The organism is Yersinia sp. 1652 StPb PI (assembly GCF_041538345.1).
Taxonomy (GTDB): Bacteria; Pseudomonadota; Gammaproteobacteria; order Enterobacterales; family Enterobacteriaceae; genus Yersinia; species Yersinia enterocolitica_E.
This window is the reverse complement of record NZ_JAULSM010000002.1, coordinates 700,197-715,899: the sequence shown is the minus strand read 5'-3', so window position 1 is coordinate 715,899 and position 15,703 is coordinate 700,197. Positions and strand designations below refer to the sequence as shown.

The following is a 15,703-nucleotide window of genomic DNA, read 5'->3' as shown; positions in this document are numbered from 1 at the left end:
TGTTTATTCCCCATAAAGCCAAAAAAATCCTGATTTCTATCAAAGTTAATAAAGGAATATCTTTAGATTTCATTCATTTCTATTAATATAGTTTGGTGAATTTATTTAAGTTGCGATGAAATAAAAGCAAATACTGACATCAATAAATGAAATTTTCCAACCACCTGTTAGAATACTGTCAGATAGACTCAAAGAACTTGGGGTTGCAGCCAGCCAAAGCGAACACATCTCAACGAGCTGACACATGTAAGTCATTCGGGTGAATAACCTTAGCTAACAACCTTGCAGCTTTAAGTACGAAGGGAATAACCCCTGAAATTTCCTCTGCCGTGGGCCGAATGGATGAATAACCCTACTCAACTTTCATTGTTACAAGACCAAATTCGTCATCGCTATGAGACGTTAAGCAAGCGCTTAAAACAAGTTGCCCGTTATATATTGGATAACAGTAATAGCATTGCATTTGATACGGTTGCTTCTATTGCGGCTCAAGCCGACGTACCACCTTCAACATTGATCCGATTTGCTAATGCCTTTAATTTCAGTGGCTTCAACGAAATGAAACAGGTATTCCGCCAGCATTTGATGGAAGAAACCGTTAACTATACCGAGCGAGCACGGTTATTCCGCCAAACATCGACAGATGGCAGCACGGCACCAGAAAGTCCGGCAGAAATACTGAATGTATTTACCATGGTAAATGCACAAGCGCTGCAACAACTGGCCGTACAAACCAGCGCAGAACAGTTGGAGAGAGCAGTTGAATTGTTGAAAAATGCTGAAAATATCTATGTGATTGGTCTACGTCGCTCTTTTAGTGTTGCTTCTTATCTCACCTATGCGTTACGCCATCTGGAACGTCGTGCTTTTCTGATCGATGGGTTAGGGGGAATGTTCGCTGAACAACTGAGCATGGTGAAACCCAAAGACGTAGTGATCGCTATTAGTTATTCACCTTATGCGCAAGAGGCGTTAGAACTGGTGGAATTAGGGGCGAAGAGTGGTGCACAACAGATTGCGATTACAGATAGCCAGGTCAGCCCATTAGCGGCTTTTAGCGATGTGTGTTTTGTCGTGCGAGAAGCTCAAGTTGACGGTTTCCGTTCGCAAGTAGCCTCTATGTGTCTGGCACAAACATTGGCAGTTTCACTGGCACTGAATAACGCGAAAGAGTAAACACTCCAATAGGAGGCTCTGTTCGTTTTTCGTCATTTCTGCTCACACCTAGAATGGGTAGGGTTCCTCCTACCCCATTATTATATGCTTTAGCCAGAGTAAGTTAGCTGTTATTAACCGGATAGTTATCGCTGTTGATCCATGCGTGGTCTTTCTCCCAGGTAAATTTCCATAACCGTACCGGCCCTGCCATCACATTCAAATAATAGTTGTCGTAGCCTGCTAACGTTGCCACCGGGTGATAACCTTTGGGGACTTTCACCACATCACGGTTATAAACAGGCATACACTCATCCAATGAACGGTCGTCAGTATAAACACGCTGCATACAGAAGCCCTGTTCAGGGTTCAACCGGTGATAATAGGTTTCTTCAAGATAAGTTTCGTCGGTAGAATTTTCCTGATCGTGTTTATGACTTGGATATGAGCTGGTGTTCCCTTCGTCTGTGTAGACCTCGACCACCAGCAAACTGTCCGCAGGCTCACTGTCAGGCAGAATATTATGCACTAACCGCTGGTTGCGCCCCTTACCGCGCCGTTCGACCCCGACATCAGCCGGCGTAATCAGGCGGGAAGGCAAATGTCCCTGTGCAGGGGCACGGCATACCGCCAATTCCAAGTCAGTTTCTGCCACCACTTTCACATGATCATGATGTGGAACATAAACAGAATAAGGCGGTGTTCGTTCGAACGGACTCATACGTTTACCAATATGTGGGTATTCAGCGTGCAGAGTTGAAACTGAAGCAACACCAGCAACCAATACCAGACAGAGTTCATTGTCACCACTGTCCAGAACTAATGCTTTACCCGCAGTAAGACGATAGACATCAAATCCAACAAAACGCCAACCCGCATTTTGCGGTGAAATGTGTTGAATACGTCCATCCGCATCCGGTAACTGACATTTGGCAAGCAGTGAAGACATAATAACTCTCCTGTTAACACTTGAAATTAACCCAAGGCACACCCACTGATAGCATTAGCCAAGTGTTGGCATACTGTACTCTGAAACCGTTTGCTGGCCGGTAGGCCAACGGGCAGTGGTTGTTTTCATCCGGGTATAAAAACGCACGCCATCGGTACCGTGAACATTTAACGCACCGAATACCGAGCGCTTCCAGCCACCAAAGCTATGGAATGCCATTGGGACAGGTACTGGAACATTGACGCCAACCATTCCGGCCTGAACTTCATGCACAAATAGCCGCGCATAGTGGCCGCTACTGGTAAAAATAGCGCTGCCGTTGCCAAACTCATGGCTATTAACTGTATCAATGGCTGTTTGGTAATCAGGGACTCTGACAATACCCAGTACCGGCCCAAAAATCTCTTCCCGATAGATTTTCATCTCTGGCGTGACATGGTCAAACAGAGTGCCGCCTACATAATATCCCTGCTCATAACCTGCAACTTTATAATTGCGGCCATCGGTGACTAACGTTGCGCCCTCTTTCACACCTTGATCGATATAACCGAGCACTTTTTTCTGATGGGTGGCTGAGATTAGCGGCCCCATCTCATTTTCTTCGCCACCTTGCTGCAAGCCTGGGCCGACTCGCAAGTGAGTGATGAGTGGTTTTAACTTCTCAATTAATTTGTCCGCAGTGTCATCACCCACGACAACCGCAATCGGCAAAGCCATACAACGTTCACCCGCCGAGCCAAATGCACCACCCATCAATGCATTTACTGTGGCATCCAAATCAGCGTCAGGCATGATAATTGCCTGATTTTTAGCAGCACCAAATGCTTGTACGCGCTTACCGTGCGCACTGGCAGTAGTATAAATATGTTCAGCTACGGTAGAAGATCCAACAAAACTTACGGCCTGAATTCGTGGGTCAGTGCAGAGTTGGGCTGCACTCTCATTTGAACAGTGAATAACATTGAATACACCATCCGGTAACCCAGCTTCAGTCAACAATTCCGCCAGACGAACAGAGGCTGACGGGTCTAATGCCGGTGGCTTCAGGATAAAGGTATTGCCGCAAGTTAAGGCGACGGGGAACATCCACATCGGGACCATTGCTGGGAAGTTAAACGGTGTTATACCTGCGACCACACCTAACGGTTGCATCATGGAAAAACAATCCACCCCCGTACCAACATCTGCGGAATATTCACCTTTCAAGAGATGTGGAATGCCACAGGCAAACTCGACGACTTCCAGCCCACGGGTGATCTCACCCAACGCATCGGAATAAACCTTGCCGTGCTCACGGACAATCAACTCAGCCAGCTCATCACGATGTTGCTCAATCAGCGCTTTAAAGTTGAACATAATACGGGCGCGACGCAGTGGGGTAGTCCGTGACCAATCGGCAAATGCTTGATGGGCCACGCCGATAGCCTGATTAACTTCCTCGGCAGTACTTTGCGTAACCTGGCTTTCGACTTTACCGGTGGCTGGATTATGAATCTCGGCAGTCTGATTGCTGGAACTCAGGGAATTCTTCCCGCCAATAAAGTTACTCACGATTTTCATGTCTAACCCTCTTCTCAATAGCTGCTACCGCAAGGTTCGCTCAAAGTGGCTTTAACCTGACACCCATTCCTAACGGACCATACGCTCAATCAGTAAAGGCTATCTTGTGGTGGGACCAAAATAGCCAGCAAGGCGACCAGCCACCCGATAGGCGAAAAACCAGCCGACATGCAGACTCTATTCCATTGAAAAAAAAGTTTCAAATAACTTCTTTTAGAAATTTTGTTTTGTGCGATGTATCGCAAGTTCCTGTAAGGCTTTAACACCGCCATCAAAAAAGCCAGATAGCCCACGCAACGCGCCAAAAAGGCTAAAAAATCTCGTTCTTTTGCGATAAACAAATTGTTAAGGTTAAAAAAACAACGGCAATAACTCGATTTCATTGGTTGTTAATGCAAGCTGAATCGCTTTTTTAGCTTAATTTTTGAACCACATCTAAAAATTAATGTTTCGTTATTTAATTTAAATGAAATAAATGTTCTTATTCTGAGCTATGTATGGCATTTACCACAGCAGGAGCAGAGCACCATGTCCATCGCGCAAGATCGTTTCTGTATTAATCGCAAAATCGCCCCGAATCTCAGTATTGAGAATTTTTTCCGTCTGGTTAAGAAATGTGGCTTAAATAAGGTTGAGCTACGCAATGATATGCCCGGTGGAAAAGTGACTGACGAGCTAAGTACGGCCCAACTCAATGCACTGGCTGATGAACATCAAATTGAGATTGTTACTATCAATGCATTGCAATATTTTAATCTGCCAGAGCAGCGAGGCGAGCTACTACAAGAAGCGGAAAACATGCTCAAATTGGCACGGGATATCAACTGTCACGGAGTCATTCTGTGCCCGAACTGTAGTGCCAGTGACAGACGTTCAGCCGAGCAAAAAGAGCATGACACCCTGGATGCACTGCGGCTACTTGCCCCCCTGTTTAAGAAATATCAAGTCACTGGATTAGTTGAGCCTTTAGGCTTTGGAATCAGTTCATTGCGTTCTCATCTGGTAACACAATCACTGATCCGCACATCGGCCGCCCCCTACCAAATGGTGTTGGATACTTTCCATTACTATCTGAGTGATATCGCTCAGGCCGAGTTTGATGCACATATTGACGTTAATATAATTGGCTTAGTACACCTTTCCGGCGTCGAAGAGAACAGGTTGAAATCCACACTGACTGATGAAGACCGCATTATGCTCAGCAAGCAAGATAAGTTGAACAGTAAGCAACAAGTCGCAAATCTTGAACGTCTGGGTTACCAGGGAATCTATGCTTTTGAACCGTTTTCGTCACAACTAAATATTTGGTCTGAAGCTGATATAGAAAGAGAAATTCGCCAGAGCATGGCTTATTTACAAAGCTAATCAGCCCTACTGATACTGGGGCTGATAACTGACTATTGGGCTTAACATTTTAAAACGGAACTCAAGATATCGGCTCGGGGTGCCTGTTTTCTTAGACATCCCGACATGCTAACTATATTGGCAAAATCACTATCTTCTCTGCTCATTATGAGCAGAATCACGGCTATCTGGCGCTATGATTGCTCCAGCGTACGACCAGGCTAGCTGCACCCGCGAGGGTAATCAGACTAACTACAGCAGTCCATCCCATTTTTTCCAACATCAGGCTGCCTAAAGCTGAACCAACCGCCATCCCAACAAACACACCGGTAAATAACAAGGCATTGAGCCGGCTGCGAGCTGCAGGTTCCAGGCTGTAAATAATGGTTTGGTGTGCTATCAGTGTCGCCTGAACGCCGAAATCAAAACCAATCGCGCTGATGACCATAAGCCCAATCTGGTATTGAAGTGGCAATAGCGGCAGAAGAAATAACGCTGCAAATGAGAGGGTTGCCACACTTGCACCAATCAAAGTAACCCTATGTGGCCCACGGCGATCCGCCAATGCTCCAGCCAGAGGAGCCGCCAAAGCACCTGCGGCACCGGCAAGGCCAAACGCACCGGCAACAGCACTACCAAGATGATAAGTATCTTGTAACATCACTGCTAGTGTTGACCAAAAAGCACTGAATCCGACCGATAACAACCCTTGTGATAGCGCCGCACGGCGCAAGGTTTTAAACTGAAGCCACAAGTGAATCATCGACCTAAGTAGTGCTGGATAACTCAGTGTTGAAGCTGCGGGAACCCGAGGTAAACCGCGCCATATCACCAGCGTTATAAAAATAACTGACAGCGCCGCACCGATATACAGCACCCGCCAACTAAAATATTCGGCGACAAAACCACTCAGCACCCGCGACAATAGAATCCCTAGCAATAAGCCCGTCATTACAGTTCCGACGGTCTTACCCCGTTGTGCTGCTGAAGCCAATGTCGCTGATGCAGGAACAATGTCCTGCGCCATGGTTGCGGCAATCCCGACCACCAAGCTGGTGACTAACAACCCATTGATACCAGAGATAAAACCACTGCACAGCAACGCTGCGGTAAGCAAAAGACCTTTCAATAAAATAACAATCCGACGATCGTGGCGATCACCTAGCGGGGCGAGCAACAAGATACCTAAAGCATAACCAATCTGTGTCAGTGTCGGCACCATACCAACCGTACCTACACTGGCATGCAGGTCGGTACCCATAACACCCAATAATGGCTGACTATAATAAATTGAGGCAACGCTAAGCCCAGCGCCGGTTGCCAACATAAGAACTGTCCGGCCGGAAAGGGTTTTCTCAGGACTATCTAAAGTACTTGGTATGGTTTGAATGGCTGACATGGCGGCTACCTATAATGATATTGAGTCAGTATTTTTGCCTGAGTAGACATGTGTTGGTAGTCGCCTTAAGAGTAAAACTGTTATACGCTTAACGTATGATAGAACCCGGTTTGACTAGCATTGATCGTATAGAGTTAATGCAGACATTTATCCGCATCGTTGAGGCTGGTAGTTTATCGGCAGCAGCAGTACGTCTGGGTACAAGCCAGCCGACGATTAGCCGGCGGTTACAGACACTGGAACGCCTGCTTGGCCTGAAATTATTGCAGCGCACTACGCATGTTATGAAGCTCACCGACGATGGCGAACGCTGCTATTCCCATGCTAAAGCACTGGTTGAAAACTGGCATAGGATGGAGGATGACCTGCGCGGGGCCACGGACGAGCCCAGAGGAGTACTGCGAGTTTTAGTGCCGCACGCGTTCGGGCAAGATCAATTAATCAAACCGCTTAAAGACTATTTAGGCCGTTATCCGAAAATGTCCGTGGAATGGATACTAAATGATCGCCGCCCGGATTTCATCGTGGAAGGTATTGATTGCGCCATTCAAGTTGGAGCCGTCACCGATCCTTCGGTGATTGCGATTCTGCTGGCCGAGGTGCCGCGTATTGTCGTCGCCGCGCCTGAATTGCTCAATGATAAGCCGCTACCGCTACATCCTGACCAATTGCAGGATTTACGCTGGCTGGCGTTAAGCTCATTTTACCGTAATGAAGTCGTCCTAAATCATCAGACGAGTGGTGACATACATCGTTTTTCTATCCAGCCACAATTGAGTACCGACAGTCTGTATGCCTTACGTAATGCCGCACTCGCGGGGGTCGGGGTAGGAATCGCCTCAACGTGGGTGGTAAGCGAAGATCTTGCACAAGGGCGGTTAGTACATCTAACTCCCAATTGGCACGGATTACCTTTGCCCATCTATCTGGTTTATCCCCATGCCAGTTTTTACCCAGCAAGATTACGGGCATTTTTAGATATTATGCGCCACGCCATGCCGAGTCTGGCTGGCACGCAACCCCCAGCGCAGCAACGCAAAAGTACCACCAAGTAATGTCGGTTTATCACTCTCACTATTGTGAAGCACAATTTCTTATTATTGACCCAATTCTGGGGAAATATAGTGGTTTAACTGCCGGTATTGCGGCGTCAATAACGCAGTTGGCGTAGATCCTGTGAATAATCGACAGGTCTTAATAAAATGGGATTGGTCAAAATAATCGTGCGACAAGACGTTATTTAATCCATTCCCAGTCGTGAGGAGTTGACGTAATGTTCGCTGGAACTTTGCTGTACGGCAAAAATAGCGCGCATCAACCCCGGTAAACTGGCGAAATCGCCTTTGTAGTGTACGCTCACTTAGCTCTAACTGCCGGCGTACATCCAAAAGTTCCTCGCCATAATATAGTCTGTCAACAGCCCATACGATTGCTGGGTCGGTAATAACACGTTGATTGAGCAATGTCGTGAGCCACCGTTCAACCAATTCAATACGGGCCTCGTAGAGAATATCCACTAATGCCGATATAGGAAATGTCAGTCCAAGATCGGTTAAAAATATCGGTACATCATCTAACTCATCCAATGGAACACGGAGCAGAGGGAAGCTTGCCGCAGAGCGAAGTCGTATTGATACTACATCGACCGCCCCTGTCGCGATAATTCTTAGTCGTGCTTTGCGCGGGCGCAGTAATACAGCGCCCCCTTTAGGTACCGTAAGTTGATTGCCAGCCCGTTCAGTCGCCAGAGGGATAGTTGAGAAATTCAGCGGTTCACCCAGATTGAACAGAAGTTCGCTTCCTGTTCCCGGAAACAAATCAGGTAATATACGACTGGCAGATACACCCTCTGGGTATACCTTATCGAATGATATTTTCCAGCACCAGTAGTGGGCGACCCAATGAGTAAGTACCAAACTGGGATAGCTACGTTTTTGCATTTAAATCAATGGCCTCATACAGATAACGTTTTACATAAACAGGCTATCACCACTCACATTCCCCAAACCGGGATGGGTATCAAAGCGAACCACGCCGACTTCCATTCGTCCTTTTGCCATTGCGACCATATGCGCCACACCTTGATGACCGAATCCAGCACATAACTCGACGGCTCTAATACCTTCATCATACAGCACGTTAAGTAAATCCCCCGCCTGCTGATAATTACTTACAGCAATTATCTTAACCTGAACTTGAGGTGTTTTTACCCAGCTATTATGTATGTCAGACGCAGCATCGGGGGCGACAAAAATAAAGGCCGCTTTAAAAATATCAGACATTGGATCATTTCCCGTTTTTGTTGTTGAAAACGGTATTTTAATTCCTGGTCAGGGCACAAGATTGTACCAACCCGACAGGATCTAACTTATTCCATGACAATTGGCATAAGAGAATATAAAAAGAGATCCTTCTCCAACACATTGCTCCTATCGATATAATCGATGGCATCAGCAAATTTAGTATTCCACTCACTCAGATTTCATCTCAGATAATAACCACAGAGAAAAATCCCGCATCGCGGCAGTTTCTGTGCGCGATTGTAGCCGGGTTAACCAGTACCCGCCCAGGCTAATCGTGGTGCTAAAGGGCTGGATAATGCGTTCTCTGAGTAACAGATGCGTAAACATGGACGGTGGAGCCAGCGCAATGCCTATCTCTGCCTGCGCCGCTTCCAGCATGCTCACCGACGAATCGAACACTATTATTTGCTGCGAAGGTGAAGGGACACATCCTCCAGCCGCACTAAACCATGCCGACCACTCATCGCGACGATAGGAACGAAGCAGCGTAAATTTTTGCAGGTCATCAGGATGGTGTAAACATCCCGCTAACGAGGGAGCACACAGAGGAGCAAGTGGCGCATCGCATAAAAATTGCGACTCAGTATCATGCCAGGCACCATTGCCATAGCGAATAGCATAATCCAGCCCTTCAGCCACCACATCAACACGGTTGTTATGCGTTGAAAGTGAAACATCCACATGTGGATAACGTTGTTGAAAATCCCTCAGGCGCGGCAGGAGATAGCCGGTTGCAAAGGTCCCAACCACACCTACTCTGACTTTCTCACGCATTACCCCAGCGGAAAAACGGTCTAGCGTGTCAGCGATACGATCAAAGGAATCATTAAGGATCGGTAGGAGATTCTCACCTTCGGTTGTTAACACTAATCCGCGTGAAATACGAATAAACAGACGGCAATTGAGGCGTTGTTCCAGCGCTTTGACCTGCTGGCTTATTGCTGCATGGGTAACGTTTAATTCGATAGCAGCCTTAGTAAAACTTAACTGTCTGGCTGCGGCTTCGAAGGCGCGAAGTGAATTTAGGGGAATATAACTGCGTACCATAGGATTATCTGTTAGATTTTCTATTATCAAACACTAAATATAATCGATTGTTATCCATAGTCAATCATCGCAAAATCAGCGACGCAGAAGGAGACACACTGCTTGTTGTTTATCAATCTAAGGAAGATTTTCTAATGTTGAAAAAGTCTGTAATCAATACCTTGGTCTTTACCGCTATCGCAACTTCGCCATTTTATACCTCAGCACAAACCATACTTACGGAGCAACAGGTTGCGACTATCGTCAATAACACCCTTAAGCCGTTGATCGAACAACAGAATATTCCCGGCATGGCCGTCGCTGTATTTTATGACGGAAAGCCACAGTTTTTTAACTATGGCGTAGCGGATATAAAAGCAGATATCCCAGTCACTGAGAATACGCTGTTTGAACTCGGTTCAGTAAGTAAGACCTTTACCGGAATAGCCGGGGAATATGCCATGCAAACCGGCATTATGAACCTTAATGATCCAGTGACGGAATACGCTCCTGAACTAACGGGTAGTCAGTGGCAAGATGTGAAAATGCTGCATCTGGCAACCTACACTGCGGGGGGGCTACCTCTTCAACTGCCCGATTCGGTTACAGACCAAAAATCATTATGGCAATATTATCAGCAATGGCAGCCACAATGGGCACCTGGAGTGATGCGCAATTACTCCAATGCCAGTATTGGTTTATTCGGGGCGTTGGCGGTGAAAAAAAGCCAATTAACCTTCGAAAACTACATGAAAAAGTATGTATTCCAGCCCTTAAAACTGACACATACTTTTATCACCGTCCCTGAATCGATGCAGTCAAGCTATGCATGGGGATATAAGGATGGTCAGCCAGTACGCGTTACATTGGGCATGCTGGGTGAGGAAGCTTATGGGGTGAAAACCACCACGAAAGATATGGTGAGATATATGCAGGCCAATATGGACCCAGACAGCCTACCTGCCGAAAACGATAAGTTAAAGAAAGCCATCATCGCGGCTCAGTCTCGCTATTTCCAGGCGGGGGAGATGTTCCAGGGGTTGGGATGGGAAATGTATAACTGGCCTATCAACCCACAGGAGGTCATCGCCGACAGTGGCAATGATATCGCGTTGAAACCGCGTAAAGTTGAGGAATTGCTGCCAGCACACCCAGCAACACGGGCATCCTGGGTGCATAAGACCGGTGCTACCAATGGCTTTGGAGCCTATATTGTCTTCATCCCAGAGGAAAATATTGGCATAGTGATGTTAGCTAACAAGAATTACCCTAATCCTGTTCGTGTGCAAGCTGCCTATAATATTCTTCAGGCATTGCGTTGATAGTCATACCGCGCTAACTCAATGATAGATCGGATAAAATAGGACTGACCATAGCTTTCACTATGGTCAGTTTAGTGTTATTACCTTATTTCTTCTCAATCATCGGGCTGTATTCTATCGGCACCCAAGTGTAGCCAACTTTATTTGCCCGGACATGGCCCAAACCAGGGAACGGAAGATGAGCGCCCGCCACCCACAGCTTGTCTTTAGCGGCGGTGGCAAAGATAGCTTTGCGCGTGGCCACAGCCTGTTTGCTATCCGTATCAAATTCTAAAGAGACATTCGGGCGCGCAAATTGGATGGAATGACTGTGTACAATATCGCCCCACACCAGCAAGTTGTCGCCTTTTGAGGTGAAAAGATATGAAGTGTGCCCCGGGGTATGGCCCGGCGTTGGCACCACTTTGACGCCTGGTAATAAGGTGTCACCAGCAGTGTAAATTTTTAATTTATTGTTTGCCGCATAAGGGGCAACCGATTCCATTGATTTTTCAAACATTGGGCGCAGTTCTGGCGTAGCTTTACTGGCGACGTCTTTATTCAGCCAGAAATCGGCATCCCCTTTTGACACATACACCGTAGCATTAGGGAATGCGGCTTTACCCTGATTGTTAATACCACAGGCATGATCGGGATGTAGATGGGTCAGCAATACAGTATCAATTTGCTCAGGCTGATAACCCGCAGCACGAATATTATCGACCACAGCACCCAGTGTCGGCCCGAAACATTGTGCGGTGCCGGCATCAACTAAGACTAGGTTGGTACCGGTATTGATCAAGAAGGCATTTACCGCAGTCTGTACCCCGTTGGTGCTATCAAGAAACATGCTGGACAGCAGCGTCTGAATATCTTTCTCATTGATATCCTTCAGCAGATTGGTACCCAGCTTTACATAACCGTCATAGATGGCTGTGACTTCAAAATCACCTAATGCCATACGATAGTAGCCGGGAACCTGCGTCTGTTGCTGCGTGGGTGCGGCAGCCATACTGATCGTCGGGAAGCCAAGAGGCAGAGCGCAGGCTCCAACAACCATCAGAGCCAGTAATGCTTTACACCGTGGTAACTGTTTCAGTAAAAGCGCCTTCATAAATCTCTCCAGAAGTGAATAACGATTCTTATCATGATGTTATTAATGATACTCATGATAGATAACGCAGAATAATGAGTACCTTAATCAAGGTACTTTCTAAATGTTTTATTGTCTTTTAAAAGATTCGGCCGAGGGAGGATTTAGGCGTTAATCTGTGCCGGGGTAGACCTTTCCGAGTTTTGTTCGGGAATATAGGGGGGAAACAATAAAAAACACCCCCATTGGGCGTAATGCCAATCAGTTAAGGATCACTTGAAGTGATCCTTATTACACCAACTTCCTAACCATAAACCCTAACTACAAACAATTAATATTGTCTTTAATACTGCAATCAGCGTTCTAGCCACGTCAAATTAGCATGGTGGAAAATAAATCCAACTTATTGATATAAAGCTAAGAAACAAATTTTAATGTCATTAAAAGCGAGTCTATTCGAATTTTAGCGTCACTGAACAGACTTTATTGTTTCCGCATAACCGCCAATGCCTGCGCACAGGCCCAGGCAGAGCTCCAGGCCCATTGGAAGTTATAGCCACCCAACCAGCCAGTGACATCAACAACCTCGCCAATAAAGTACATTCCAGGCACTTTATGGGCCTCCATTGTCTTAGAGGAGAGCTCTTGGGTGTCAACACCACCAAGAGTGACCTCAGCAGTACGGTAACCTTCGGTGCCATTAGGCTGCACTCGCCATTGTTGAAGATTGGCGACTAACGCGGCCTGCTGCGGCGCGTTTAATTGCTTCAGGGTAACGTCTGGCAGTTGCTCCAAGGTCTGAAGGCACTCCACCAGCCGCTTAGGTAACCGTTGAGCCAGAGTATTTTTTAGTGTCTGATTAGGGTGGTTTTTTCGCTCACTGTTTAGAAAATCGTCTAAATCAGTATCAGGAAGTAAGTTAATGCTCACATACTCACCAGCCTGCCAATAACTTGAAAGTTGTAAAATTGCTGGACCAGAAAGCCCACGGTGAGTAAACAAAATACTCTCACGGAAGCTAACGCCATTTTCGGCGGTGACCACCGCAGGCACGGAAACCCCAGATAATGTTTGCAGGTGCTCCAGCAGCGGTTTGTGCAAGGTGAACGGGACTAACGCCGCACGGGTAGGGAGGACTTTCAAGCCAAACTGTTCTGCCAGCTTATAGCCGAACGGTGAAGCACCAAGTCCGGGCATAGAGAGTCCGCCAGAGGCGACGACAAGTGAGTTAGTGCTCACTTCCAAATCATTAATTTGTAATACGAACCCGGTGTCGCTTTTTTCAATCGACAAAACATCGCTACGCAACCGAATCGTGACTTGCCCCAGCTCACACTCTTTCAGTAATAGTTCAACCACCTGCTGGGCAGAGTCATCGCAGAACAACTGCCCTAGCGCTTTCTCATGCCAGGCAATGCCATAGCGATTCATCAGATCGATGAAATCCCATTGGGTATAACGTGCCAAGGCAGATTTACAGAAGTGAGGATTCTGTGACAGATACGCGGCAGGCTCTGCAAAGAGATTGGTAAAATTACAGCGGCCACCACCAGACATCAGTATCTTGCGCCCAGCCTTTTTGCCGTTATCGACCAACAACACCCGACATCCGGCTTGTCCGGCCTGAGCGGCACAAAATAGCCCCGCAGCACCTGCACCTATCACTACCACATCAAACTGTTCCACACTGGGCCTCACTGAGTAAAATCATCATCGCTGCAAAATTGCCCGCTTTTGGCTGATTATTATATTATTTAGCGCATTCAACCGACAAATTGGCGGCGGGAGATTGTAAGTCGCTCGCAGGAATATCGCCATAGTAAGAAAATATCTCATACGGTAAAACTAAGTAACTTGCTGATATAACATGCATATGTTGTTCAATAAGACGAATTCGTCTGCGGTCATGTCAAAAAAAGGTCATATTTTCCTTTTCCCCACCCCCCATTGTCACTGATAATGCGCCGCGTTCATGTCCACAAACTGGCGTAACGCTTATGCTACATCTTTTCGCTGGCCTGGATTTCCATACCGGCCTAATGTTAGTTCTTGCTTTGTTGTTCGTGCTGTTTTACGAAGCCATCAATGGTTTTCATGATACAGCCAATGCGGTCGCGACCGTAATCTATACCCGTGCCATGCGTTCACAGGTTGCTGTTGTGATGGCAGGGGTGTTTAACTTCCTCGGCGTGATGCTGGGCGGTTTGAGCGTGGCTTATGCTATCGTTCACTTATTGCCTACTGATCTGCTGTTAAACGTCAGTTCGGCGCATGGGTTGGCTATGGTCTTCTCTATGCTACTGGCGGCGATTATCTGGAATTTGGGCACTTGGTATTTCGGTATCCCGGCTTCCAGCTCTCATACGCTAATTGGTGCAATCATCGGTATTGGTTTAACCAATGCATTAATGACCAGTACATCTGTTGTAGATGCACTGAACGTTCCTAAGATGATTCAAATCTTCCTGTCATTAATCTTATCCCCGATTGTGGGTCTGGTTATTGCCGGTTTGATGGTGTTCCTGCTACGTCGTTACTGGAACGGGTCCAAGAAACAGCAACGTATTCACCTGACACCTGCTGAACGTGAAAAGAAAGACGGTAAACGTAAACCGCCCTTCTGGACCCGTACTGCGCTGATTCTATCGGCTATCGGTGTGAGTTTCTCTCATGGCGCTAACGATGGTCAGAAAGGGATTGGCTTGATCATGCTGGTATTAATCGGCGTGGCTCCGGCTGGGTTCGTCGTGAATATGAATGCAACCGGTTATGATATTGCCCGCACCCGCGATGCAGTGACCCATCTGCAACAATATTATCAGCAACATGTTGAGGTGTTACCTCATGCTGTCGCGCTGAAACCGCTGGTTCCTGCACCAGAAACATTGCCGAATACACCGGCACAGTTCCATTGTGATAGCTCACGCGCCATGATTGCCATTGATCATGCTCAAACGTTGCTGGCTAATCTGCAAAGCTATGACGACCTGACGGTTGATCAACGCAGCCATATGCGTCGCTTGCTGATGTGTGTTGCCGAAACCGCAGGGACTGTTGCCAAGCTGCCTGAAACCAGTGCTGAAGACCGCCGTTTCCTCAATAATCTGCGTACAGATTTGTTGGAAACTGTGGAATATGCACCGACCTGGATCATCGTTGCCGTCGCTCTGGCCCTCTCTTTGGGTACCATGATTGGCTGGAAACGTGTGGCAGTCACCATCGGTGAGAAAATTGGTAAGAAAGGCATGACTTACGCGCAAGGGGTTTCTGCCCAGATGACTGCGGCGGTTTCCATCGGTATTGCGAGTTATACCGGTATGCCAGTATCGACAACGCAAGTACTCTCTTCAGCAGTTGCCGGGACCATGTTGGTTGATGGCGGTGGTGTTCAGAGTAAAACGGTGAAGAACATTATGTTGGCGTGGGTATTAACCTTACCAATATCTATCCTTCTTTCCGGTGGGTTGTACTGGGTGGCTCTAAGATTCATTTAAACCCAGCGAAACGTATTACTATCATAGTGCGCCTCAACCTGGCACGGTGATAAGACCGGGCAGTAAGCATATTGAACGG

General features: G+C 47.0%; 13 protein-coding genes. 5 read left to right on the top strand and 8 right to left on the bottom strand.

Annotated features, from left to right (window positions below):
* The first annotated feature begins 342 nt into the window (after positions 1 to 342).
* The gene (locus Q2T71_RS19755; RefSeq protein ID WP_372560288.1) at positions 343 to 1,176 is read left to right on the top strand and encodes a MurR/RpiR family transcriptional regulator; all 834 of its coding nucleotides are present in this window, start codon (positions 343 to 345) and stop codon (positions 1,174 to 1,176) included.
* A gap of 103 nt (positions 1,177 to 1,279) precedes the next feature.
* Here the strand turns inward: Q2T71_RS19755 and iolB are convergent, their stop codons facing one another.
* A complete protein-coding gene (gene iolB, locus Q2T71_RS19750) occupies positions 1,280 to 2,104 on the bottom strand; it encodes a 5-deoxy-glucuronate isomerase (protein ID WP_083161299.1) in 825 nt (274 codons plus the stop codon).
* Between the two features lie 54 nt (positions 2,105 to 2,158).
* The gene (locus tag Q2T71_RS19745; RefSeq protein WP_372560287.1) at positions 2,159 to 3,664 is read right to left on the bottom strand and encodes a CoA-acylating methylmalonate-semialdehyde dehydrogenase; all 1,506 of its coding nucleotides are present in this window, start codon (positions 3,662 to 3,664) and stop codon (positions 2,159 to 2,161) included.
* A 528-nt stretch (positions 3,665 to 4,192) separates the two neighbouring features.
* On the opposite strand from Q2T71_RS19745, the gene Q2T71_RS19740 reads away from it, so the two are divergent.
* Positions 4,193 to 5,029: a TIM barrel protein gene (locus Q2T71_RS19740; protein ID WP_372560286.1), complete on the top strand. Its 837-nt coding sequence runs from the start codon at positions 4,193 to 4,195 to the stop codon at positions 5,027 to 5,029.
* Positions 5,030 to 5,192: 163 nt separating this feature from the next.
* Here the strand turns inward: Q2T71_RS19740 and Q2T71_RS19735 are convergent, their stop codons facing one another.
* Complete coding sequence (locus tag Q2T71_RS19735; protein ID WP_372560285.1) at positions 5,193 to 6,407, bottom strand: MFS transporter; 1,215 nt, start codon at positions 6,405 to 6,407, stop codon at positions 5,193 to 5,195.
* A gap of 95 nt (positions 6,408 to 6,502) precedes the next feature.
* Here Q2T71_RS19735 and Q2T71_RS19730 point away from each other — a divergent pair, with 95 nt between their 5' ends.
* Positions 6,503 to 7,462 carry a LysR family transcriptional regulator gene (locus tag Q2T71_RS19730; protein ID WP_372560284.1) on the top strand — a complete coding sequence of 320 codons (960 nt, stop codon included), beginning with the start codon at positions 6,503 to 6,505 and terminating at the stop codon, positions 7,460 to 7,462.
* A gap of 42 nt (positions 7,463 to 7,504) precedes the next feature.
* On the opposite strand, the gene Q2T71_RS19725 is transcribed toward Q2T71_RS19730, so the two are convergent.
* The 3 genes from Q2T71_RS19725 to ampR all read right to left on the bottom strand — a co-directional run bounded on the left by Q2T71_RS19725 (position 7,505) and on the right by ampR (position 9,757).
* Positions 7,505 to 8,347 carry a helix-turn-helix domain-containing protein gene (locus tag Q2T71_RS19725; protein ID WP_372560283.1) on the bottom strand — a complete coding sequence of 281 codons (843 nt, stop codon included), beginning with the start codon at positions 8,345 to 8,347 and terminating at the stop codon, positions 7,505 to 7,507.
* A gap of 30 nt (positions 8,348 to 8,377) precedes the next feature.
* Positions 8,378 to 8,689 carry a DUF6506 family protein gene (locus tag Q2T71_RS19720; RefSeq protein WP_372560282.1) on the bottom strand — a complete coding sequence of 104 codons (312 nt, stop codon included), beginning with the start codon at positions 8,687 to 8,689 and terminating at the stop codon, positions 8,378 to 8,380.
* Positions 8,690 to 8,878: 189 nt separating this feature from the next.
* Positions 8,879 to 9,757 carry a LysR family transcriptional regulator AmpR gene (ampR, locus tag Q2T71_RS19715; RefSeq protein ID WP_372560281.1) on the bottom strand — a complete coding sequence of 293 codons (879 nt, stop codon included), beginning with the start codon at positions 9,755 to 9,757 and terminating at the stop codon, positions 8,879 to 8,881.
* A 134-nt stretch (positions 9,758 to 9,891) separates the two neighbouring features.
* Between ampR and ampC the strand changes: the two genes are divergently transcribed.
* The gene (gene ampC, locus Q2T71_RS19710) at positions 9,892 to 11,058 is read left to right on the top strand and encodes a class C beta-lactamase (protein WP_372560280.1); all 1,167 of its coding nucleotides are present in this window, start codon (positions 9,892 to 9,894) and stop codon (positions 11,056 to 11,058) included.
* An 85-nt stretch (positions 11,059 to 11,143) separates the two neighbouring features.
* Here ampC and Q2T71_RS19705 read toward each other — a convergent pair whose 3' ends face one another.
* Together Q2T71_RS19705 and Q2T71_RS19700 are read right to left on the bottom strand one after the other, a co-directional pair.
* Positions 11,144 to 12,151, bottom strand: coding sequence for an MBL fold metallo-hydrolase (locus tag Q2T71_RS19705; protein ID WP_372560279.1), 1,008 nt, complete (start codon positions 12,149 to 12,151; stop codon positions 11,144 to 11,146).
* 462 nt (positions 12,152 to 12,613) lie between these two features.
* Positions 12,614 to 13,816: an NAD(P)/FAD-dependent oxidoreductase gene (locus tag Q2T71_RS19700; RefSeq protein ID WP_372560278.1), complete on the bottom strand. Its 1,203-nt coding sequence runs from the start codon at positions 13,814 to 13,816 to the stop codon at positions 12,614 to 12,616.
* Positions 13,817 to 14,127: 311 nt separating this feature from the next.
* On the opposite strand from Q2T71_RS19700, the gene pitA reads away from it, so the two are divergent.
* Complete coding sequence (pitA, locus tag Q2T71_RS19695) at positions 14,128 to 15,624, top strand: inorganic phosphate transporter PitA (RefSeq protein WP_083161331.1); 1,497 nt, start codon at positions 14,128 to 14,130, stop codon at positions 15,622 to 15,624.
* Positions 15,625 to 15,703 lie beyond the last annotated feature (79 nt).

Coding starts and splice junctions, on each gene's coding strand:
- iolB (WP_083161299.1), bottom strand. CDS start 2,104: ATGTCTTCACTGCTTGCCAAATGTCAGTTACCGGATGCGGATGGACGT.
- ampC (WP_372560280.1), top strand. CDS start 9,892: ATGTTGAAAAAGTCTGTAATCAATACCTTGGTCTTTACCGCTATCGCA.
- Q2T71_RS19755 (WP_372560288.1), top strand. CDS start 343: ATGAATAACCCTACTCAACTTTCATTGTTACAAGACCAAATTCGTCAT.
- Q2T71_RS19725 (WP_372560283.1), bottom strand. CDS start 8,347: ATGCAAAAACGTAGCTATCCCAGTTTGGTACTTACTCATTGGGTCGCC.
- Q2T71_RS19745 (WP_372560287.1), bottom strand. CDS start 3,664: ATGAAAATCGTGAGTAACTTTATTGGCGGGAAGAATTCCCTGAGTTCC.
- Q2T71_RS19730 (WP_372560284.1), top strand. CDS start 6,503: ATGATAGAACCCGGTTTGACTAGCATTGATCGTATAGAGTTAATGCAG.
- Q2T71_RS19735 (WP_372560285.1), bottom strand. CDS start 6,407: ATGTCAGCCATTCAAACCATACCAAGTACTTTAGATAGTCCTGAGAAA.
- ampR (WP_372560281.1), bottom strand. CDS start 9,757: ATGGTACGCAGTTATATTCCCCTAAATTCACTTCGCGCCTTCGAAGCC.
- Q2T71_RS19705 (WP_372560279.1), bottom strand. CDS start 12,151: ATGAAGGCGCTTTTACTGAAACAGTTACCACGGTGTAAAGCATTACTG.
- pitA (WP_083161331.1), top strand. CDS start 14,128: ATGCTACATCTTTTCGCTGGCCTGGATTTCCATACCGGCCTAATGTTA.
- Q2T71_RS19720 (WP_372560282.1), bottom strand. CDS start 8,689: ATGTCTGATATTTTTAAAGCGGCCTTTATTTTTGTCGCCCCCGATGCT.
- Q2T71_RS19740 (WP_372560286.1), top strand. CDS start 4,193: ATGTCCATCGCGCAAGATCGTTTCTGTATTAATCGCAAAATCGCCCCG.